Consider the following 21,165-nt stretch of genomic DNA (forward strand, 5'->3'; position numbering starts at 1 on the left):
TATCAGAAAACTTTGCAACAGAACCTCTCTTGAAAATTCTGAATTTCGGTACTTGAGAAAAGCCAAAAAGGATAGTAAAGATGAACAGCATTTTTTTGGACTTTCAGGGCAATTAGCGGATAAGGCCCTTCAAAATTACTCGTTTTCCGCTGTCTAAAGCACCAACCAAGGCCTACGAATTTACCCGATTCAAAAGTTTTCCCACCTTCTTGCGTTGTCTTATTGAGCGCATTGATTATTTCTTCAAAAATAGTATCCATCTTTACCTCAATTCTTTATGTCAACAGAATTATTATTTCTTGATTAAAATCAAGAAAATTGTTAATAGGCTTATCGCTTAGTGATCAATATTTTTCCTTAATCCGATTGATGATTTTCTTATAAATAATCTTCATCTCAGGTTCTGTTGATTTCTCAACAAAATCTGACATTGGAATCCAAGCAAGACCTTCTGTTTCATCTTTATTTAGCTTGAGTGCTTCCTTCTCTGAGGCTTCAAATAGAAAAGTGACATTCAGATGTAAATGAGCTGAAACATAGCCTCTTGAACGATGAATATGCGGAGCGACAGTGGCATTTTCAATTGAAATCGGGAAATCTTGCAAAACTTTCAACTTTGTAAGACCGCTTTCTTCCTGAACTTCACGCAAAGCAACTGCAAGTAAATCACTTTCGCCATCAGCGTGGCCTCCCATCCAGCCCCAGCTTTGGTAAATTTTATGAAAAATCCCCAAAATTTTGTCATGACTTTCATTAACAACGATAGCACTTGCCGTGAAATGGCCCAAGCTTTCTCTCGTTAAATTAACCTCATTTTCCGCAGCTTTTTTGAAGATATTGAGGTCTGAACTTTCTTGTTGGCCTTCAGGAGTATACTCATCCAATAAAATTTGCAATTTATTTCTCATTTTTTTCAAAGCGATCTACGAAATCTCCGTATCCTTCCTCATCCAGTTTGTCAAAAGGAACAAAACGTAAGGCAGCTGAATTAATACAGTAGCGTAATCCACCACTTTCCGAGGGCCCATCAGCAAACACATGTCCCAAGTGACTATTCGCATCTTTTGAACGTACTTCAGTCCGCTCCATGTTAAAGGTCTGGTCACGTTTTTCCTGAATTACAGAACGGTCAATTGGAGCTGTAAAAGCTGGCCAGCCACAGCCTGAATGATACTTCTCCATACTCGTAAACAAAGGCTCACCTGAAACAATGTCTACATATAGTCCTTTTTCAAAAAAGTCATCAAATTCGTTAGTGAAAGGGGCTTCTGTCGCAGCCTCTTGAGTAACTCTGTACGACAAATCATTTAATTGTGCTTTTTCTTTTTCGAATGCCATTTTTGCCCCTTTCAGCCTGAATCAATTGTTAAATCAACGCTTTTCTTTTTACCACATCGACCCCCTCAGGTACCCATGCAGCCACGATTGCTCGTTCAGGAACGCGGACCCAACCCAGTCCCGAAAAGACAATGTCCGTTTTTTCAGCTACTTTGAATTCTTTACGAACCATTTTTGCTCCGACAAGTGCTGGGGCCAACAATTCACCCGCGTGTTTTTCATAAAGTTCAGTTGCACCTTCTAATTTAGTTCGGTGAACATTGATTTCATTATCAAAATATCCAGTAAATCCTTGCTTCTCGCCTTCAATAAAATCAAATCGTGCTAAACCGCCAAAGAACAATGTTTGCCCCTTGTTCAACTGATAAGTTTTTGGCTTGATTTCTTTGCGAGGTGAAACATATTTGAGGTCCTCAGGAGCCAAATAGTGAGCCATTTGACCTCTGTGAATGATCCCCGGTGTGTCGATAATCGCTGTTTTAGCATCTAGAGGAATCTCAATCATATCAAGCGTTGTCCCTGGAAAACGACTCGTCGTAATAACATCCTGACTTCCAGACGCTTGCTTGATAATTGCATTAATCAATGTTGATTTCCCTACGTTGGTCACACCAACCACATAGACATTTCGTCCCTTCCGGTAATGTTCAATCGTTCCCATCAAATCAATTACATCATCGCGATTTTTCGCAGAAACCACGCGGATTTCTTTTGGTTTCAAGCCAGATTTTGCTGCCTGTTCTTTAAGCCAGTTTGTCATTTTATTAACTTTTAGCGACTTTGGCAAAATATCTCGTTTATTCGCCACCATGAGCAGGTCATTATTACCCGTCAACTTGTGCAAATTCGGGATCAGCGAGCCATTGAAGTCAAAAATATCAACGACATTAACCACCAAGGCGTTTTGTTTGCCAATTTTTTCGAGTAACTTCAAAAAATCCTCATCTGTCAAAGCGGTTGGAGCAATTTCATTGTAGTGTCGCAAACGGAAACAGCGTTGGCAGTACAAATCCTCATCATTCTCAATTTTTTTCTTCAAAGCACCTGATGGCAAGTATCCAAGTGCATCTTTATCTTCTGTTTGAATCACTGCGCCACAGCCTATGCAACGCAACTCTTCCATCATATTTTCATTATCATTCATATGGCAATTATACCATATTTAAAAAGGTTTTTAGTCCTCAATAATTAACAGAAAAGACTGTCATTAGTGACAGTCTTTTCTTGAATCATTTTAAATTGATCATCTAAAAAATGAAGCGGTTCTATTCAATCAAATTATAGCAAATTTATTTAAAGTGCTGAGTAATTTGGGGCTTCCTTCGTAATCTGAACATCGTGAGGATGCGATTCTTTCAGACCAGCGCCTGACATTTCAATGAACTGAGCTTTATCATGTAATTCAGCGATTGTAGCAGCACCTGTATAACCCATTCCTGCTTTCAAGCCTCCCATCATTTGGAAGATAATGTCTCCAGCTGCGCCTTTGTAAGCTACGCGGCCTTCAATTCCTTCTGGAACAAGTTTATTAGCTTCATTGACAGCACCTTGGAAATAACGATCTTTAGACCCTTTAGCCATTGCAGCAAGCGAACCCATTCCGCGATAGGTTTTGTACTTCCGACCTTGGAAAATTTCCATTTCGCCGGGCGCTTCGTCAGTCCCAGCAAGCATTGAGCCAAGCATAACAGCATCTCCACCAGCGGCAAGTGCTTTGACGATGTCGCCAGAATATTTGATTCCACCATCAGCAATGATTGTCTTGCCATATTCACGTGCTACATTAGCTGCATCATAAATGGCTGTAATTTGTGGTACCCCAACGCCTGCAACAACACGAGTTGTACAGATTGAGCCAGGACCAATCCCAACTTTCACCACGTCAACACCAGCTTCATAGAGGGCACGTGCACCTTCGCCAGTCGCAATATTTCCAGCAATTAATGTCCGATCTGGGAAATGTTCACGGATTTCAGCTATTTTGCGCAAAACACCTGCAGAATGTCCATGGGCAGTATCGATGACAATTGCATCAGCACCAGCAGCAAAGAGCGCCTCTGCACGTTCAAAGGTGTCAGAAGTAACACCAACAGCACCAGCTACGAGCAAACGACCTTGAGCATCTTTGGCAGCGTTGGGAAATTCAATTACACGCTCAATATCTTTGATTGTAATCAAGCCTGCCAATTTACCTGAATCATCAACAAGAGGAAGCTTTTCAATCTTGTGTTGTTGCAAAATATTTGCTGCTTCATCTAAAGTTGTTCCAACAGGCGCTGTAATCAATTCTTCCGCTGTCATGACGTTCTTAATCAATTGATCGTAATCACTGACAAATCTCAAATCCCTGTTTGTCAAAATCCCAACTAATTTGCGATTTGCTAGCGTTTCAACAATCGGTACACCAGAAATACGATAGGTTGCCATCAAATTTTCTGCTTCTTCAATCTTATGCTCAGGGGTCAAAAAGAATGGGTCAGTAATAACACCTGACTCAGAACGTTTAACCTTGCGAACCTCGTCTGCTTGTTGATCTATTGACATGTTTTTGTGAATCACTCCCAATCCACCTTGACGCGCCATTGAAATCGCCATTTTACTGTCAGTAACGGTATCCATTGCTGCGGACATCACGGGAATATTCAACGTCAAATTTTTAGCAAGCCGAGTTTTCATGCTCACCTCGTTTGGTAATACGTGACTTTCTGCTGGAATAAGCAGTACATCATCAAAAGTAAATCCTTTTTTCAAAAACTTAGTTTCCCAGTTTGACATCGAAAATAATCCTCCAATATTTCTTTAAAGACTTTCAGCCTAATATATATTTCATCTATTCTATCACGATTTTCACACTTTTTCAAACCAATATTATTTAAAGTAGACAAAAACTACGTCCTTTATTTGTAACTTTTTTCATTATATAATACAATAGAAGTATGAAAAATAAAATTATGAGATTATTATTGCTGTCAGCACTGACAGGAGTTATTTTTGTGGCAAAACCAGCTTTCGCTGAATACAATCCCACGACAGGGCAACCAGCAATGGGGGATTCGCTCACACAAAAGGCAAAACGCTCCATCCTTGGTACCTCTTCATCAAGCTCTGCAGCGACAGGAATCCCAGTCAATCTCAATCCTTCTATCTCTAATCTCCCAGCAACCGATTTCGTTGATATTTCAAATACCAACACATGGACAGTAGGAAACCAAACCATTACATTTAACCAATCTGACTTCAATGCGTTAAAAGCAGCTGGAGTAAAAACTGTTGTTATCCAACTTTCAGGAGGTTCTGCTAATGCTAAAGGTTACGGTTGGGTAAACAGTTACGCTACATCTCAAATTGAAATGGCTCAAAATGCGGGACTAAATATCGCCCTCTATCATTTTGCCTATTTTCCTCCACTCACGTCCACTTCTCCAAGTGCTGTAGCTGACGCAACAACTGAAGCAAACTTCTTCCTCAACACGTTAGCCACCGTCCAAGCAAATCTTCAAAAAGATTCTCATTCACCACTCCCTTCCAGTACAGTAATGATTGCCGACTGCGAAGCTACAGGAGGAGCCGCAGTAAGTAGCTGGACAACAGGAGCTCAAACATTTGCTACAGTTCTTAATAATAATGGTTTCTCCAATGTAAAATACTATACTCAACAAAGTTGGGCGAATTCATCAGTTATGAATCCAAGCGTTCTAGGAGCAAAAAATCTCTGGGTAGCTCAATATCCAGCAGACACTCCTGCTCTAAATTCAACTGGAACCTACAGTTGGCCAACAGAATACACCAATAATTCACAATTTGGTGCCTGGCAATATACCAGCCAGATGTATTTTAACAGTACAACAAATCTTCAAAATAATAACCTAGATACCTCCGTTGACTTCGGAAATTTCTTTAATATTCCCATTGTAACATCCACTCCAGTTTATCGACTTTACAACCCAAATAACTTAGAACATTTCTATACTTCAAGTCTAAACGAAAAAAATACGTTAGTAAATATAGGCTGGGGAAAATATGAAGGGATCAGCTATTATGCTCCCGTCTCTGGGGGGATTCCAGTCTATCGACTCTATCATCCAGGAATCAAGATGCACCTCTATACAACAGATACGAACGAGAAAAATGTCCTCTCTAAATCGGGTTGGAACTATGAGGGGATTGTCTTTTACGCAGCCACTTCAAGCACTGGCGACACACCTGTTTATCGGCTATATAATTCTGGAATAAAGCAACACCTATTTACCACTGATTTGAACGAAAAAAATGTCCTCTCTAAATCAGGTTGGAACTACGAAGGTATTTCTTGGTACGGTTTAAAATCATAAAAAAGTCCGTTTTAACAAAAACGCTTTTCACAGAGCATTCAAGCACGTTTTTGCGTGCTTTTTTCAACTTGACGGTATGGATTAATTTTTAATCTTTATTACTTTGATAAATTAAATCCAGAAATGAACCTTCTACCCGCTCCACCTTGAGCATAAGAAAAAGCCGAGCGGTTGCTCGACTTTTTTTAAATTTTATCAAAATTATTTAGTAGCAAAGGCAACATAAGTTGTATTACCAGCATAAGTATATGCTACTACCTTAACATCCGAGTAACTAACTGTTGAACCAGTAGAGCCAGTACCTGTCAGTGCACCCAAATCAGTTGTGGTCATTGCAACTGTTTCTGATGTTGGAGCATATGGGTCAGCGATGGTTTGTGAAGCTGGGGCTACTGCTGTCAACGTGCCTGAGTTATTACTCAAAGTCATTGTTGAAGTGCCAAGTGCATCCAAATAGCTAGCAGGAGCATAAGCAACATAGTCAGCAGTTGCAGTTGAAGATACAAGTACAACAGGAAGTGTACCGTAACCAGAAACTGTGATTGTGCCATTTGCAGCACGAGCTGCTGTTGCAGAAGCAGACGTGGTTGGTGTAGCTGTAGATTTAGCAACAGTATATGTCAAGCTACCAGCAGAAGTCATTGTTGTAGTTGGAAGTGTAACGACTCCATTAACAAGAGTTGCACCAGTGGCTTTTTGATTTGAGAAGTAAGCTGTATATGTTCCTAGTTTAGTAGTATCTACTGATGTCACAATAGTGTAAGGGATAGTGAGTCCTTTTGCAGTATATTTTGCAGCAGCATATGTTGCTAAAGATTCATCCAAACCTTGAGCTGCAGTAACATCTGTAGCAGCTTGAGCGACGTCAGTTGTAGCAGAAGTATCTGTTGCTGGTACATAAACAATCGTTTCAGTAACACCTGTAGCTTTAGCCATAGTAGTCAAGCTAGCTGGGTCAAAAGTAGTTCCGCCAAGCACTGTTTGTCCAAGTGTCAACGTACTTCCACCAGAAACCACACCATTTGTTGCGACTGCACCAGAAGTACCATCAACAGCACCGGTTGTTGTATCTTCTGTATCTTTCGTCGTATCAATCTTGAAGGCTGGATTAACAGCTGTAGTCGTTGCTGCAGCTTGAACAGTCAATTGTGTGTCTGCCAATGGTGTCTTGACACCATTTACATCAGTTGTGTAATAGTGGATTGTGACAACATCGCCAACAGGTAATTTAGTTGTGTCAAGAGTTCCTGTATTGCCAGTCGTCTTAGCATCAACATCATCCCAAGTATAGCCAACAACTGCTTTCATTTCAGCAACTGTTAGAGGTGTTGAAGAATATGTAGAAGTTGCTTCAGAATATGTAGGGAAGTCTGTAACTAATGCATCTCCAGTACCGTTATACAAAACTGATTGGTCAGCTGTTGGTGATGCTGTAACAGCTTTTGTTGTTGTAATTGCTGCAGCTGCTGCGACAAGACCACCAGTTGGTAAAGTCAATCCAACATAAGGGTCAACAGTAGCTCCAGTGGCTACATTGAGTGTAGAACTTGGTACAGTCGTTGTTGTTGATACACCACTAGCATTCGTATATGTTTCTGATGCTGTCGAACCATTCAGTGTATATGCTGTTGGCTGACCAGTTGTTGAGCTAAGGATACTAGTATTTGCACCTTTAATGACAGAGGTAGATACGGCACCAGTTGTAGATGATACTGTTGGAGCTACAACTGTGACTTTAGCAGTCGCTGTTACACTGGTTCCTGCGAGACTAACTGTTACAGTTTGAGTACCAGTCTTAGTTGTGTCAAGGCCTGACAATGTAAGGACTGATGAATTTACTGTAAGAACACCATTAACATTCTTGTAGAGTGAATTACCACCAGCATCAACACTGGTTTGATCTACAACAGCAGCTTCGACTTGAGCGTTAGTTGCCCCTGCTGTAACTGTTGCAGCGTTTGTAACTATACTGGCTGCTGCTTTAACACCAAGGAATGAAATTGATTGGTTAGAATATCCAGAAGGGACGTCAGTTTGATCTTGTGAGTAGTAATGATTAGCGGAATGGTTATATGTAACATAAACAGGTGCAGCATCAACATCGGATTGACCAGCGGAATACAAATTTGAAGAATACATTTGAGTGTAACCCAAAGCTTTCAAACGTGCAACATTTGCTGCAGAACTATCAGTTGTAAAATAGTGTCCTGCTGATGGATTGTACCAGCTTTGTACTGGAACAGCACTTGAAGCATAAGCAAAAGCAACGATTCTCTCTGAATTGTAACCTTTAGTTAAAAGGGTATCAACATAAGCTTTGTTAGTCGAAAGGAAATGGTCATTACCTTTCGCAACTTGATAGACTGGCACGGTTCCAACAGAATTGTTTGCTGTAATTGCTGCAGTGTCAGCATGTGCGGTAGTGGCAACCCCCCCCCCCCCCCNACAGCAGCCGAAGCAAAGAGCCAAGTCTTGCCAGACTTCCATGTGCGGAAGTTTGAATCTTTTGTTTCCATTTTATTCTCCTTTTATATGAATAAAGTAATTTATCGATTACAAAGACATTATATACCTTTTTTTGTAATCTGTCAACTACAAGTTTAAAATATTACTAACTATTTATCAGTAATATCCTGGCCATTTAAAGGAAAAATTGGTATAAAAAAACTTGTCATTACTGACAGGTATTTTTTAATTGTTCAAGATTGCTCTCGTTTTATTTTTTTAGTTGCTCTGAAAGAATTTTCAAAATACGTTCACTGGTTTTTCCATCTCCATAGGGATTTTCAGCATGGTGCATTTTAGCATATTCTTCATCATTGCTGAGCAATAAATCAGCATTATCAAAAACTGTTGCTTCATTTGTACCAACCATTTTGAGTGTTCCTGCTTCAATTCCTTCTGGACGCTCTGTGGTGTCCCTCAAAACTAAAACTGGGACGCCAAGAGAAGGTGCTTCTTCTTGTACTCCACCTGAATCCGTCAAAATAAGATAACTGTGATTGGCAAAATTTTGGAAATCAACGACATCCAAAGGTTCTATCACATGAATTCGTTCTGATTTTATCAATGTTTCCGCTGCGTTTTGTCTAACTTTTGGATTTTTGTGAATTGGAAAAACAATTTCTACATCCGGATGTTTCTCCACAAGTCGATTAATTGCCTTGAAAACATTCATCATAGGGGTTCCCAAATTTTCGCGACGATGCATAGTAACCAATACAATCTTTTTATTTTTGATTGAATCCAGAAGATCATTGGAATAATCGGTAGAAATTGTGTATTTCATCGCATCGATGGCTGTATTACCCGTTACAAAAATTTTCTTCTCATCATGTCCTTCAGCTAAGAGATTGGCTTTACTCTTAGCTGTAGGGGCAAAATAGTAATCAGCAAGAACATCCGTCATTTGGCGGTTCGCTTCTTCAGGGAACGGAGAGTATTTATTCCATGTTCTTAATCCAGCTTCCACATGCCCGATTTTAACCTGATGATAGAATGCTGAAAGCGATGCGGCTAGAGTTGTTGTTGTATCTCCATGAACAAGTATAATATCTGGTTGAGCTTCCTCGATGACTGGATCTAATTTCAATAAAACACGGCTCGTAATATCGCTTAAGGTTTGACCATTTTTCATGATATCTAAATCATAATCAGGGATAATTTTAAATATATCCAAAACTTGGTCAAGCATCTGTCGATGTTGGGCTGTTACAACCGTGATTGATTTAAAACGCTCATCTTTTTCCAATTGTTTAATCAATGGAGCCATTTTGATTGCCTCAGGTCGAGTACCAAAAACACTCATTACTTTGATTTCATTCATCTTAACCTAATACGCTCCCTACTATTTTTTCATATTTTTCAGCTATATTTTTCCAGTCATAATCCTTAATAGGTTCAAGCTGGTTATATTTCTTATTAGCGACTTCGTCGATAAAGTTAATAAATGATGCTTTAATATTTCCTTCATCATAATCAGAAATAATTCCTCTATCATATCTGTTGATAATACGTTCTGATTCATCACCTTTTGGAATCACACCATAAATTGGCCGATCTGTTGCCAAGTACTCGAAAATTTTCCCGGGTACCTGAACACCACCATAGTTACCAAAAAATAATAAAGCATCAGCTTTCTTTTGATAATCCGCCACTAAATCGAAAGGAAGATTTCCTAATGCCTTGATTTCGATTGGTCCTCCATCAGAGAATTTATCAATCTGGGTCAAAACATAGTCTTCCATGTTACCAGCAATAATGATTTTTACTTTTTTGCCTTTCAAATCGATTTGATTTATTTTCAAGAGGGCTTCGAAAAAGGAAGATGGATTGCGAATGTCCTTGTAAAATGTTCCTGCATAAAACATCGTGATTACACTTGACTCATTTTCATGAATCAAATCCTTATCGTAAAAATCTTTAGTGAAAACACCTTGTGTGATAATATCGATTTTACCTTGAACAAAGGGAAAATTCTTTTTAAACATCTCTTTTGTATTTTCAGTTGTAACAGTAATAAAGTCTGCCTTCCTTAAGATACGCCCCTCAACAATTTTGTCAAACCATTGCCTTTCCCTTGGAATTGTCGTTGTTGAAGGATTAAATGACCAAGGATCACCATAATCTAAGATGAGTTTTGTATTCAATTTTTTTTGTAATTTAGATGCCGCCAAGTGTGTTGAGAATGGAAAACCAACTGAGATAATTAAATCAATTTGGTGGTCCTTGCTAAAGTCAAGTACTGCCTCTTCTAAATTTTTATTCCAAAACACATAACTATCTGGAAAAAGAAGAATTTTTCTTGTTTTATTGATTAATTTTTTGGAAAATGTTTCACTTGAAGCAGAATTATTATTAACTTTATGTGTGGCAGGATTTATGGCTGAATTTTTCCATGAATTTACATTTCTTTCATACAACACCCCTGGATTTGATCTGTTGACTTGATAATTTTCAGTGATTAAATTTAACTTATCCGCATTATAAAAAGGGTCAAATTCACTTGCTTCAACAGTAAAGACTGTTACATTATAATTCTTCGAAAGTTGCTCACAGAAATAAGTCCAAGCAATCCCTCTTCCAGCACCAAGTGGAGGAAAATTATACATTAATAAAACAATATTCTTCATATCTCTATCCATTATTATTTATTTTTCTTCAAAAAATTGAAAAAATAGGCTTTTTCTTTACGATTTAGCAATATAACAAAACTTAATACTATACTTAGCAATCCGAAAATAATGACTGCAGTAGCTAGACTTAGCCATGAATCAACTGTCATAAAATGCAATAGTACTTTTCCTAATGTAAATTCAACGACAAAGTTAAATATTGTCAAAAAGATAAGTGGAAAAAAGGTCGTCCACTTCAATCCAATATACTTCGCTGAATAAGGAACCACAAAAATAATATTTCTGAAGATCGCTACGATTGAACTGACACCACAAATGGCTAATACACCGAGATTAGTAAATTTTAATGCAGCTAAAGTCAAAATGGCGCTTATTACTCCACTAATAATTACCGTGTCTGAATTTGTCCTTGTTTTATTGACAATAACAAAGATGCTCCAAAGAGGCATAATACCAACCATCAGCAAAAAACTAAGCGTATATAAGACAGAAAGTTGTTGGAGCAACACACTATTTTGACTCGGCATCCATAAGTGGAAAAACTCCTGCCCAAAAACAACAAGGATTGTAAAAGGAATTCCTAGTAGGGCAATATTAATTTTTCCGGCTTTAAATATTTCATTTTTTAGCGCTTCAATTTTCCCTTTGGCATAAAATATTGTCATGTTGGGTGTGAAGATATTTGTGATTGTACTTTGCAAACTTCCTAAAAAATTGGGAACAATCTGGGCAATCGAAACGATCCCCATTGCTTTCGCATTGATAAATAAATTTGAAAAGATAAGATCCAAACCACCAAATAGCAAAATTCCAAGCTGGTTCACTGAATTCCAAATACCACTTGCAAGTAATTCTTTGATATTCTCCCATTTTACATCTTCAATTTTAACTTTAAGCTCATTTAATTCTTTAGTTTTACAGTAAAATTGCCAAATTTGAAGGATCAGAGTTGAAAGGATTGCGGCAATTCCGAGATACCATATCTTTGGTTTAAAAGCCATGAATAATAAACCAATGGCAATCGCTCTGGTCAATGTCGATAACATTGTTCCAATTGATTGCAAATAGATTTTATTTTTCACGAATGTTGCAACAGTCCACACGGGAGCTGCAGTTGATAAGAAAAAACTAATAAAAATTAAGCTAAATAGATACTTTACTTGACCAACTAAGGATGGAGAGATATTTACAAAGTGTTGTAAATTGTAAATCATAACCGCAATTGGGATGATTAATACCCCTAGTAAGATAACATTTCCAAAGAAAGTTGATGAATAAAATTGATTTGCCCTTTGTTTTTCTCCTTTAACCAAGGACACCGTAATAAACCGAGAAGCCATCGAGTTGAGCGCGATAGTAATGATACTAACATATGAAACAAAAGTATTTGCTAGTTGCACGAAACCATTCGCTTCAGCCCCTAAATTTTGGACGATAAATGGAGAAAGAATAAAGTTAATCAATAAATTTACAACAAAAATCAAAAGCGCCGAAACTAAATTAATAATAAGACTTTTATTTTGAGAAGTATTATTCATGTTTGAATTGTGCTTTCCACTGCTCAATCAATTCAAAATCTAGGTTAATCTTAGTTTCAAAATCTTGATTGATATATTCTGCTAAATAATCAATATTTTCACGTTCAAGTACAGGTAAGTCCCAGTCTTTTTTCATTTCAATTGAACGATTGTCTACTCCAATGATCACTGCTCTTCTGCCCTTTTGCATTGCTCGGATTCCTGCGTGAAGACGAGTTCCTACAAATTCGATATCAGGATCTTCTAAGACTTCATTATATCTTTGTAATGAACCTGGAATTTTCTTAATTCCTTTAATCACATCAGAATCTAATTGATCAAAGTAGTCTTCATCATAAGAACCTTGGAGCCACAAATAAACTTCTTCATAATTATCTTTCAAAGTTTTCAACATTTTTTCATCAGCAACTTTGTCTTTACGATAATCAGTTACGGTTGTAATCACTTTTTTTGCCTTGTGATGAGGAATTGTCTGACAATGTTCTGGGGATAAGCGCCAAAGTGTTGGACAACCAGTATTAACAACATTTGAAATACCAATGCTCTCAAGCATCTTTTTCGTGTGGTTATCGCGAACCGAATGAATAATATTCTTATTTAGAATATGTTGATACATAAAACGATTCGTAAACGATGGTTTAGATTGGTAATTCTCCCAGCCAACACCTAATAAGATAACATCACGAACAAGAAAAGCGTCTCGATAACGTAGATTCCAACCATTGCTCGTTCTGAAGTGTTTATATTTAGAAGATAAGATATTTGTCCCAGCAACAAAAGAAGCTTCACTACGTTTGATGATCAAACGACTTCGGCGACCAATGATATCGTGTGTTGTTGTAGATACAAGTTGGTAGCCATCTTGATAAATGTCAGAAAGTTCTTTTTTTACAGCTTCGTTTATAATTTCATCACCAACATTAAGGGTACCAACTGATGTGTCCCAAATTGTAATTAGTTTTGTCATTTTTCCTCCAGTTAATCTTAAAGTTTCATTAGAGCTTTGTAAAATATTAAAGGCTACTCATTACCTTGTAATATCCTCTCTAAGATGTCGCTTGAATATTCAATACGATATTGTTGGACTTCTTCACGCGCTTTTTTCGCCAAAGTTTCACATTTGTCTGCATCGTTTAATAAATCCACAATTGCTTTTACGAAGGCTGCTTTGTTGTCTGGTTCAATTAAGATGCTATTCCCATCGTTTGCATAGTCAACGATACCACCAATTCGACTTGAAACAACCGTTGCTCCACAAGCCATTGCCTCCATTCCTGTCAGAACCCATCCTTCAAGGACACTTGGTAATAAATAAATCTTCGATTTGCCATAAATATCATTACGTAGTTGTTCTGGATTAGCCTTGTATGTAAAATTTACATAGTCAGCTAATTCGGTAACAGGCTCATAAGCACCAAAAAGTTCAACTTTTAGGTCTGGAACTTGTTTTTTAACCTCTGCGAGTATTTCAAGACCAAGTTTTGTACGTTTCACCTCGTGTGTATGATTGATTAAACAAACGATATTGTCACGATTTTCGATTGGCTTTGCCAAAAAGAATTCATCTGGGTTATAAAAATTGGGTAAATATTTAGGTTCTTTGCCTGATCCTTCGATTACTTTCTGACGCAATTCGTTGGAAATAACAATATTCGTTAGCCCTAAATTGTAAGTTTCATTAATTTTTTCTACAGATTCATCATAAAACCATGTTTCAAAATTTTGAATGAAATAAAATTTCTTCCCCTTCGTTTCAGGCAACTTGGACACAATTGTTGTCGTTGGTGCGGCAGTTGCCACAACAAAATCCGCGTCGGGAAATTCGTTTTGTGTCGCAACATCATAATAAATGTTAACATTTTTATCCAAATCAAACCAGGTCAATTCTTCACTATGTTTTACAACTTGGTGAATGTGATTATTGACAAACCGTTGTGCTTTAGAAATGAGAAAATGCTTTTCTCTCATATTGAAGAGAAAAGTCATAGATACTTCATAGCCTCGTTGGTTAAGTTCATTGGCATATTGGAAGACAATTTTAAAGCCTCCTACTGGTCGGTCAAAATTGGCTGGTAAAACAAAATTTATTTTTTTCATTGATTCCTATTTTTTAAACGCAAATATGACATCGCGAATTCGTCCACTCATTCCTGCGTAGTATTTCCACTCTGTAAAGATTTGAGCAAATACAGGAATGATCTTATTTTCAGACGCCAAATGATGACGTTTGACATAAAACTCATAATAATTTTTTATTTCAGGTGCATAATCTGATTCTCGATCTTTTAAGATTTTATAAATAATATCATAAAATCCAACAAATTTGTAGAGTTCTGATACATGCAGTGCTTTAGGGTCATGAATGGTCAACAAGGCCTTCCCGCTCGCATTTCCGGCATGGCGCAAATGAATACCGACCGTTTGATTTAAGTTATAGCCAGTTTCTGTCAAACTTGACAGAGTCGCAAAAAGAACATCGTGGGTAATATTATACTCAGGTTTCCAATACTTAAGTGCTGCGTCAACTAACGAGCGACGTATTGCCAAGGTCCAACCTGACCGAAATGAATTATAAGTTGTTTTGGCTGGATATTTTGAAATTTGTGCATAATGGTCAGAAAACTCGAAATAAGTCGGTATGGTCGCTTGTTCAGATATCTTCTTAATTTCAATGTCACCACTTAATACTTCAATTTCTGGGTGTTCTTTCAATACCTCAACTTGTCGACGGTTTTTATCCAATTTCCATGTATCATCTTGGTCAGAGAAGAAAACAAGGTCAACATCTAACTCTTGTGAATCAATCAGGAGCTGTCTGAAATTTAAACGCCAACCTAAATTCGTTTCATTTTCTCTTATAAGCCAATTTTCTAAATTGTATCTAGCGATATATTGTTTAAGAAAAGCAATGGTACCATCCGTCGAACAATCGTCACGAAAAACGACAAAGTCAGGTTTTAATTCTTGATTTCTGACTGAATCCAATTGATTTTCTAAAAATTTTTCCCCATTGTAGGTTGCCATTAATACTGCTGTTTTCATCATTTACTCAAAACTTTCAACTGTTTTCTTAATGCCTTGGTCAAGACGCACTTGCCTTTGCCACCCCAAATGCTCAATCTTTGTCATTTCCATAACCGTTCGCCCATCCCTACTGTAAGCACTGCTCATCGTCTTTGGAATGTCAAAAACTACAGAGCAACCTTTTTCTGGGAATAATTCGACCATTTTATGTGCGAGATCTCTAATCATGATTGGTTCATCTTCATTAGCAACGTTATAGGCCTGTGCTGATGCACCATTCAGCAAAATAAAGAATAAAGCTGTTGTTGTATCAGCCAGATAACAAAATGCTCGTTCGGCCCTTCCGTCGCTTTTCAAAATAATATCTTGTGAATTTACAACATTAGAAATCAAATCATTCATGATGCGACCGTCATTCCCGATTTCCATACCAGGGCCATAGGTATGCGCAATGCGTGCCACATTGAATGGAATACCAAATTGTAAATAATAACTCATTAAAAGCGTCTCTGCCATTCGTTTACTCTCTGGGTAACAAGCCCGAGCTGCTAAAATATCAAATCCACCATAATCGTTTTCTGACAATTGTTGTTTAATTGCTTTTCCATAAATTTCTCGAGTGGATAAGAAAAGGAGATTTTCTATTTTTTGTGTTTGGGCAAACTCCAAGAGATTTAAAGTCCCAATCGTATTGGCTTTTATTATCCCCACTGGATCAGTCGTTATAAATTTGGGACTGGCGTTACTAGCAGCGTGAATAATGAAATCAATTTGATGATTTGTTTGAAAAGGAATTGTTACATCGTGTTGGATAAGCGTGAAATAATCTTCAGAAAGACCTTCAAATTTTTGACGCGCTTTAGCCATATTTCTTGCTGTTCCAATAATTTGAATGTTGAAAGCTTCTTTATCACTCAAATAATAAAGGGTATAGGCTAAATATGTTGCTAACATTCCTGAAACACCCGTTATTAGAACTGTTTTATTTCTTAATTTTTCAAAGTTAATTTTCTTCTGACTGATAATCAATTGAATATCGGCTTGGACAACTTTATTTTGATATGTTAACAAATCTTAAACCTCATAAATTTGTGAAATCTCGCGTGCATCACACAATGCTTTAAACATATAAAAATCATCTGGTGTAGTGATTTTTATATTTTGATAAGGACCTTCGACAATCGTTAAGTCACGATGATACATCCCCATCAAAGTACTAGAATCAATAGCATCGATAATCCCTTTTGAAATTGCGTCACGTTCTACAGATAAAATATCAGCTAATTTGAAGCTTTGTGGTGCTTTTGCTGTAAATGAACGCGTGCGATCAACGACTTCTGAAACATGATTTTCGCTATCCACAAGGACAACTGTTTCTTTAGCAGGTGCAGTTGTAATTGCTGTCCCATTTTTATTCACACAGTTGATGTTGTCAACGATGACTTCACTGTTAATCAACGGGCGAACCCCATCGTGGATTAGTACGACGGATTCTTCACCTTGAGCAATTTTTTCTGCTGCCTCAAGCCCATTAAAAATAGAAAGCTGCCCAGTTGTCCCACCGGGCACAACACTTTTTACTTTTAGCAAATTGAATTTCTTAACAAGGTCATTCATGTAATCAAGCCAACTTTCAATAATGACAACCACCGTGGCATCAATTTCTGGGGTCTTCTCAAATAATTCGAGTGTATGAACGATAATGGGTTTCCCATGGACTTCCAAAAATTGTTTAGGTTTATCTTTCGATTTCATTCGGCTGCCAGTTCCACCGGCAAAGATTACGCCAATATTCATTTTTTCTCCTTAAACTTCTTTAGATTAGTGGCTAATGCTTTATTTTGATTGTGAAATTGTGAGATTAGTAGAACTTTTACCATCAAGTTTTCTTTAAAATTTCCACGATTGTAACGATGCCTCTCGACAAGGAATAATCTTTTAAAGAATGAATAAAATGATAATTTATAAAAGTCACTAATTATTTCTTTTCGATCGGGCACAATATATTTTTGGTATTTGACAGAAATATCCTCAGCTCTGACCGTTGATGAATAAATCATCGCCCAGAAACTATTAAGTGGACTTGCCTTTTTCTTATCTCCAATCAAATTATGACTGTGTTGGCGGTAGAGAATAGTTGAATTATTAATAAAAACGAGTTTCCCCATTGATAGTGCCATCAAGACCAAATATGAATCATGATAGGAGCTATCAATGTCAAAATCATATAGTTCCCAAATTCTTGCTAATGCATTATTAATCATAATTGAGCAACCAATGATTTTATTTCCAACTAGATTTTGCTCTAATGTAACTTGTTCTTTATCTGGATAGGCCAATTGGCGGATGGTTCGTAGTTCTTCGTTAACCGTAGTAAAATTAGAATAATAAGTAATCGGTTTTGAATTATTTTGTTGCTGTGCTTCAGAAATGAAAAGGGAGATTTTATCTGCTTTCCACACATCATCCTGGTCTGAGAAGAAATAAAAATCAGCTTGCTCGTATCGGACAAGTTCGTAAAATGAACGTGGAGCACCAATATTTTTTATGTCCTCTTCATTTATAAATTCAATTCGCTTATCTTTTGCTTGATAGCTTTTAATAAGCTCTACCGTTCTGTCAGTCGAGCCGTCATCGCGTATTAAGAGTGTAAAATCAGGATACGTTTGGTTCAAAATACTTTTAATTTGCTCACTTAGGAAAGCTTCGCCATTGTAAGTTGATAAACAAACATTGATTTTCATTATTTTTCTTTCCAGTACCAGTGATAATAACTGTGATTGACCCGTTTATTTTCGGGGGGCAATTGCATATAATCCCCGTACAAAGTATTTAAGTAACTATTATGGTCTTTAATTTTTCTAAATTTTCGATTTTCAAATTGAACATCTTCGTATGTCTCAAAAATTTCTCGAGGAAAATGTTCCGTTTTGTAACCTGAATACGCATAACCAATAGACTTAACATCAGAGTTTTCATATTTCTGCATTAATTGATCCACTTTTTCAGCTATTTGTCTGTTTTTACCAGCAAATCTAAGATGGCGAGGGAACCAAAGAATTAATTTTCCTATAAAATAATACCATTTTGATGCACTTGCATAGACTGTTCCTGGTGCTGAGGCAGCTAAATCAATAGCCGATTCTTGAATTTCTTTCTTAAACTCATCACTTTTCTGATTGTCATCAGGAAGAGCATCCATGGGGAAAATATCAACAAAAACGCCTGTCCCCTTATTCAAATTATCCAATTTACTTGTAAAATAAGTCCTATTATCATAGATTTTTGCAAAAGGCAAATAAGTTGGGCGAACCTTGTAGTAAATAATTGAATAGTGCTCTGGCAGTTTTTCTGTCAGTAATGACATTAATCTCTCATAATTAGGACGTATCAGCATTAAATCAATATCGTCATCCCAAGGAATGTATCCTTTATGGCGAATTGATCCTAGCAGAGAGCCTCCACCCAAAGAATATTCAATTTCATTTTCACGACAGATCTGATCAATGTAAGCTGTCATTTCCAGCTGGAGTTGTTTTAATTCTTGGTCTGTGAGTTCTTTCATTCTAGCCCTCCAAATGCTTTAATAAATGCTTCAGCCGTCATATCCCAGGTGAAGTTTTCGATAACACGTTGAGAAACTTTGTTTTGAATTTTTTGGATTCTATCTTGATTTTCAAGTAATTCTCTCAAAGTTAAAAGTAGCGCTTCCTCACTGTTCTCAATGACAAAACCATATTCTTCTGACGGTATAAGTTCATGAGCACCACCAACATTTGTGGTAATAATGACATTTTTCAAAAGGGCTGCCTCAATCATAGAAGTCGAGAAGCCTTCTATTTTTGACATTAATACAAAAATATCTGATTCATTATTGACTTCCATAACTTTATCATGTGAAACATGGCCAAGGAAATGGATATTCTCTTGAGGATACTGTGCTTTCATTTCTTCAAGAATTGGCCCATCCCCTGCGATAATAAGTTTTAGATGAGGGTACTCTTTTGAAATCTGGATGAAAGCTGATAATAATTTTTCAACACCTTTAAATTGAGCTTGCAAGCGACCAGAATATGAAAGGGTAATCGTATCCGAATGTTTAGGATGACTAAATTTAGCCAAGTCTTCCGAGTCTACAGCATTGTAAAGGACGCCTTTTGACTGAATCCCAAAAATTTTAATCCAATCAGCTGCTTCTTTTGAAACACCGTAGAAAATATCTGTATTTTTCTTGACCTTATTAATAAGCCACTTTTCGATGCGCTTAAGAAAGAAATCCAAAAATGGATTGTTAAGTGTCAGATAGGTTGTCCCGTGCTCTAAAACAATCGCCTTTTTATTTTTCTTTTTGGCTAATTCCGTTCCCAGAAGTGCTGCCAAATGGAATCTTGTGTTTGCAACAAAATAATCAATTGGTTCTTGTTCAATTTTTTGAACTAAATCGTGATAAGTTTTATTTTTCTTAAAAAAAGGATAACGATTTTTCCAAAATTTCTTAATCGGTAAGCGGTAAACTTTGATACCTTCTAAGATTTCCTCGTTTTTTAATTGGTCATCATGCTGAGTCGTCACAATAATGACATTATAGCCCTTTTCAAGTAATTTTTTGGCAATATTGTATGTGTAACGCTCGACACCACCCAGATGCGGAACATAAAAGCCATTAAAAAATGCAACTGTCTTTGACATATTCGTATCCTTTTAAATTAATTCCTATTCGTCTTTAGTTTGTTCTTCAAGTTCATCCACGCGCTTTTTCAACAAGGAGACTTCTTGAACGAGGTTCGTAATTTGTTTTTCAGCTGACACCAATGAAATTTGGTAAAGCATCGCAATGATAATCAAAATTCCAACTAACACAAAGAGGGTCATTGAAGCCAACGTTTTAATTCCCATCAAATGTGCAATTTTTGAGCCAATTTCTGGAAAAACAGCGCCAAGTAGGATAACAATAGCAAGAATAATCCATTTTAACATGTGTCTAATCTCTGCTTTGTCACGTCTGACAAGACGAATGGTAAAAATAAAGAAGGCAAAGGCTAAAATAATAGCCATGATTCGTAGTTGTATTGGCATTATCGATCCTTTCCAATAATTGCTGAAGCTAAAATAGATAAGGAAACAGAAATCATATAATTAATTCCTTTAATGAAATTAATGCTTGAAACACCAGTTGTTCGCTCGAACATGCGGGCGCCAACTTCTTTCACTCTGATTCCCTGGGAAAACAAATGCATGTAACTTTCAGGTTCTGGGTACTGGCGTGGATAACGCTTTACAAATTGTTCAATGACCCTTTTGTTTCCTGCACGATAACCGCTGGTGACGTCCAAAATACGAACTTTAGAGGTCAAATAAATTAGCACCGATAAAAACCGAATCCCAATTTGTCGCGTGATTGAGGACTTAAATTCTGAATTGCTTTCTTCCAAAAAACGTGAGCCAATCGTAAAATCTGCCTCATTATTAATAAGCGGATCTAATAAATGGGGGAGTGATTCAATATCGTGTTGGCCATCACCATCAAATTGGACAGCTATATCATAATTATTTTCCTGTGCATATTTATAGCCGGTTTGAACTGCGCCACCAATGCCAAGATTCTGAATTAACTCAATGTGATTAATCTGATGATTTCTTAAAACTTCTTCCTCATTATCTGTCGATCCATCATTGATCACAACATAATCCAAATCATAAGCACATTTTGCACGATAGGATTCAATTTTATTTATGTTATCAATTATTCCTTCCGCTTCATTGTAAGCCGGAATAATAAGAAGTATTCTTTTCATTTTT

20 protein-coding genes and 1 pseudogene are annotated in these 21,165 nt (G+C 37.0%); 1 reads left to right on the forward strand and 20 read right to left on the reverse strand.

The genetic code is table 11. The features are described from left to right. Nucleotides 1-2: 2 nt before the first annotated feature. The 5 genes from RT41_RS04835 to guaB form a co-directional block, all read right to left on the reverse strand. A complete protein-coding gene (locus RT41_RS04835; protein WP_096817847.1) occupies nucleotides 3-260 on the reverse strand; it encodes a hypothetical protein in 258 nt (85 codons plus the stop codon). Between the two features lie 84 nt (nucleotides 261-344). After that, a complete protein-coding gene (locus RT41_RS04840; protein ID WP_096817849.1) occupies nucleotides 345-908 on the reverse strand; it encodes an NUDIX hydrolase in 564 nt (187 codons plus the stop codon). Next, a complete protein-coding gene (gene msrB, locus RT41_RS04845; RefSeq protein WP_054639761.1) occupies nucleotides 898-1,338 on the reverse strand; it encodes a peptide-methionine (R)-S-oxide reductase MsrB in 441 nt (146 codons plus the stop codon). The genes RT41_RS04840 and msrB overlap by 11 nt, the downstream gene beginning before the upstream one ends. A gap of 28 nt (nucleotides 1,339-1,366) precedes the next feature. Further along, the gene (gene yqeH / locus RT41_RS04850; protein ID WP_180752687.1) at nucleotides 1,367-2,461 is read right to left on the reverse strand and encodes a ribosome biogenesis GTPase YqeH; all 1,095 of its coding nucleotides are present in this window, start codon (nucleotides 2,459-2,461) and stop codon (nucleotides 1,367-1,369) included. 170 nt (nucleotides 2,462-2,631) lie between these two features. Beyond that, nucleotides 2,632-4,113: an IMP dehydrogenase gene (gene guaB, locus RT41_RS04855; protein ID WP_096817851.1), complete on the reverse strand. Its 1,482-nt coding sequence runs from the start codon at nucleotides 4,111-4,113 to the stop codon at nucleotides 2,632-2,634. Nucleotides 4,114-4,289: 176 nt separating this feature from the next. Between guaB and RT41_RS04860 the strand changes: the two genes are divergently transcribed. After that, complete coding sequence (locus RT41_RS04860) at nucleotides 4,290-5,669, forward strand: GH25 family lysozyme (protein ID WP_245811606.1); 1,380 nt, start codon at nucleotides 4,290-4,292, stop codon at nucleotides 5,667-5,669. Nucleotides 5,670-5,870: 201 nt separating this feature from the next. Here RT41_RS04860 and RT41_RS10785 read toward each other — a convergent pair whose 3' ends face one another. From RT41_RS10785 to RT41_RS04930, 15 genes and pseudogenes are all read right to left on the reverse strand, one after another. Beyond that, on the reverse strand, nucleotides 5,871-8,039 hold the full coding sequence (locus RT41_RS10785) for a beta strand repeat-containing protein (RefSeq protein WP_143467347.1): 2,169 nt from the start codon (nucleotides 8,037-8,039) through the stop codon (nucleotides 5,871-5,873). Between the two features lie 75 nt (nucleotides 8,040-8,114). Beyond that, nucleotides 8,115-8,185: pseudogene (locus RT41_RS10790) on the reverse strand (KxYKxGKxW signal peptide domain-containing protein); the annotation flags it as partial. 200 nt (nucleotides 8,186-8,385) lie between these two features. Beyond that, a complete protein-coding gene (gene wecB / locus RT41_RS04870; protein WP_054639766.1) occupies nucleotides 8,386-9,495 on the reverse strand; it encodes a non-hydrolyzing UDP-N-acetylglucosamine 2-epimerase in 1,110 nt (369 codons plus the stop codon). Nucleotide 9,496: 1 nt separating this feature from the next. Next, nucleotides 9,497-10,801 (reverse strand): glycosyltransferase family protein, encoded by a 1,305-nt coding sequence (locus RT41_RS04875; RefSeq protein ID WP_143467349.1) that lies wholly within the window; start codon nucleotides 10,799-10,801, stop codon nucleotides 9,497-9,499. Between the two features lie 14 nt (nucleotides 10,802-10,815). Next, nucleotides 10,816-12,342 (reverse strand): oligosaccharide flippase family protein, encoded by a 1,527-nt coding sequence (locus RT41_RS04880; protein WP_096817859.1) that lies wholly within the window; start codon nucleotides 12,340-12,342, stop codon nucleotides 10,816-10,818. Further along, a complete protein-coding gene (locus RT41_RS04885; protein ID WP_096817861.1) occupies nucleotides 12,335-13,309 on the reverse strand; it encodes a polysaccharide pyruvyl transferase family protein in 975 nt (324 codons plus the stop codon). Before RT41_RS04885 ends, RT41_RS04880 begins: the two co-directional genes overlap by 8 nt. A 53-nt stretch (nucleotides 13,310-13,362) precedes the next feature. Further along, on the reverse strand, nucleotides 13,363-14,439 hold the full coding sequence (locus RT41_RS04890; RefSeq protein WP_096817863.1) for a glycosyltransferase family 4 protein: 1,077 nt from the start codon (nucleotides 14,437-14,439) through the stop codon (nucleotides 13,363-13,365). Between the two features lie 6 nt (nucleotides 14,440-14,445). Further along, on the reverse strand, nucleotides 14,446-15,387 hold the full coding sequence (locus RT41_RS04895) for a glycosyltransferase (RefSeq protein ID WP_054639774.1): 942 nt from the start codon (nucleotides 15,385-15,387) through the stop codon (nucleotides 14,446-14,448). Continuing rightward, a complete protein-coding gene (locus RT41_RS04900) occupies nucleotides 15,388-16,437 on the reverse strand; it encodes an NAD-dependent epimerase/dehydratase family protein (RefSeq protein ID WP_096817867.1) in 1,050 nt (349 codons plus the stop codon). A 3-nt stretch (nucleotides 16,438-16,440) separates the two neighbouring features. Next, entirely contained in the window at nucleotides 16,441-17,163 is a 723-nt protein-coding gene (locus RT41_RS04905) for an IspD/TarI family cytidylyltransferase (protein WP_096817869.1), read from the reverse strand. Then, nucleotides 17,160-18,110, reverse strand: a complete 951-nt coding sequence (locus RT41_RS04910) for a glycosyltransferase family 2 protein (RefSeq protein ID WP_096817870.1) — start codon at nucleotides 18,108-18,110, stop codon at nucleotides 17,160-17,162. Before RT41_RS04910 ends, RT41_RS04905 begins: the two co-directional genes overlap by 4 nt. Beyond that, nucleotides 18,110-18,931, reverse strand: a complete 822-nt coding sequence (locus RT41_RS04915; RefSeq protein ID WP_096817872.1) for a LicD family protein — start codon at nucleotides 18,929-18,931, stop codon at nucleotides 18,110-18,112. Before RT41_RS04915 ends, RT41_RS04910 begins: the two co-directional genes overlap by 1 nt. Beyond that, nucleotides 18,928-20,055: a glycosyltransferase family 4 protein gene (locus tag RT41_RS04920; protein WP_096817875.1), complete on the reverse strand. Its 1,128-nt coding sequence runs from the start codon at nucleotides 20,053-20,055 to the stop codon at nucleotides 18,928-18,930. The genes RT41_RS04915 and RT41_RS04920 overlap by 4 nt, the downstream gene beginning before the upstream one ends. A gap of 24 nt (nucleotides 20,056-20,079) precedes the next feature. Further along, nucleotides 20,080-20,442 (reverse strand): DUF2304 domain-containing protein, encoded by a 363-nt coding sequence (locus RT41_RS04925; protein WP_096817877.1) that lies wholly within the window; start codon nucleotides 20,440-20,442, stop codon nucleotides 20,080-20,082. Next, nucleotides 20,442-21,161: a glycosyltransferase family 2 protein gene (locus RT41_RS04930; protein WP_096817879.1), complete on the reverse strand. Its 720-nt coding sequence runs from the start codon at nucleotides 21,159-21,161 to the stop codon at nucleotides 20,442-20,444. The genes RT41_RS04925 and RT41_RS04930 overlap by 1 nt, the downstream gene beginning before the upstream one ends. Nucleotides 21,162-21,165 lie beyond the last annotated feature (4 nt).

The organism is Lactococcus fujiensis JCM 16395, assembly GCF_002441655.1.
Taxonomy (GTDB): Bacteria; Bacillota; Bacilli; order Lactobacillales; family Streptococcaceae; genus Lactococcus; species Lactococcus fujiensis.